General features: G+C 69.4%; 1 protein-coding gene. It reads left to right on the top strand.

The window, feature by feature from the left end; all coding sequences use genetic code 11:
* Positions 1-21: 21 nt before the first annotated feature.
* Positions 22-1,287: an ISAs1 family transposase gene (locus KIH74_RS35615; RefSeq protein ID WP_214160866.1), complete on the top strand. Its 1,266-nt coding sequence runs from the start codon at positions 22-24 to the stop codon at positions 1,285-1,287.
* The last annotated feature ends 27 nt before the right edge of the window (positions 1,288-1,314 follow it).

Raw genomic sequence — 1,314 nt, 5'->3', positions numbered from 1 at the left:
TGACAAGGACCGCGCCCGCCCATGAAATCTAGCCTGCTCGACGACGTCCGCGACACCCTGAACGCCGTCGGCAGCGGCCCCGACGGGCCGCCGGGGCCGGTCGCGGTGGCCGCGGTGCGCCTGAGCAGCGGTGATGGCCCGATCGGACTGGTCCAGGCGCTGGAAGCGGTGCCGGATCCACGCTCGCCGCTGGGTATCCGGTACGCACTGAGCAGCCTGGTGGCGATCGCGGTCTGCGCGGTGATCTCGGGCGCGGTGACATTCGCAGCGGTCGGTGACTGGCTGGCCGATCTGCCCGAGGATGACCTGGCCGCGTTCGGCCTGGTCCGCCGGCCGGCCGCGACGACGTTGTGGCGGGCCTTGATCCGGATCGACTCGATCGCGCTGAGCCAGGTCCTGGGTGACTGGCTCCTGCGACGTGAACCAGCCCCCACCAGCTCGAACACCAGCCAGGGCAGTGCTCCCGGGCTGCTGCGTCCGCATCGCCCGGTGATCGCGGTGGACGGCAAAGCGGTCCGTGGCGCTGCCCATTCAGCCACCGGCGCCGGGCAGGACGTGCATCTGCTGGCTGCCTACGACGTGGACACCGGCGTGGTCCTGGCCCAGATCCCGGTGGGCGAAAAAGGCGGCGAGACCGGCGCGTTCGCGCCGCTGCTGGACCAGGCAGCCACTGTCGTGCCCGGCGGCCTGGCCGGCTGCGTGATCGTGGCCGACGCCCTGCACGCCCAGACCGCTCACACCCACACCGTCACCACCCACGACGCCGCCCTGCTGGTGCGAGTCAAGGCCAACCAGCCCACCCTCTTCAACCAGCTGAAATCGCTGCCCTGGAGCGACTTCCCCATCGGAGACCGGACCCGGAACCAGGCCCACGGCCGCAAGGAGACCCGCACCCTCAAAGCCGCAACTCTCACCACCCCCGGCGGACTGGCCTTCCCCCACACCGAGCAGGCCGTCCGCATCACCCGGACCCGGACCATCCAGGAAAAAGTCACCCGCGAAACCGCCTACCTCATCGTCACTCTCCCCACCAAAGACGCCCTCCCCGTCGAGCTCAACCGGTGGGCCCGCCAGGAATGGCACATCGAAAACCGGCTTCACCACGTCAAGGACACCACCTACCGAGAAGACGAACACCGAGCCCACACCGGCAACGGCCCAGCCGTCTTCGCCGTCCTGTGCAACACCGCCGTCGGGTTCCACCACCGCGACGGTGCCACCAACATCGCCCGCGCCACCCGCCGCGCCGGACGCAAGGTCACCGAACTCCTACAAAAAGTCATCTGAGCGAGACCCGAGAACGCAAAGACCCTG

Origin of the sequence: Kineosporia corallincola (assembly GCF_018499875.1) — a bacterium.
GTDB classification, from domain to species: domain Bacteria; phylum Actinomycetota; class Actinomycetes; order Actinomycetales; family Kineosporiaceae; genus Kineosporia; species Kineosporia corallincola.
This window is presented reverse-complemented; position numbering and strand designations above follow the sequence as displayed.

Coding starts and splice junctions, on each gene's coding strand:
- KIH74_RS35615 (WP_214160866.1), top strand. CDS start 22: ATGAAATCTAGCCTGCTCGACGACGTCCGCGACACCCTGAACGCCGTC.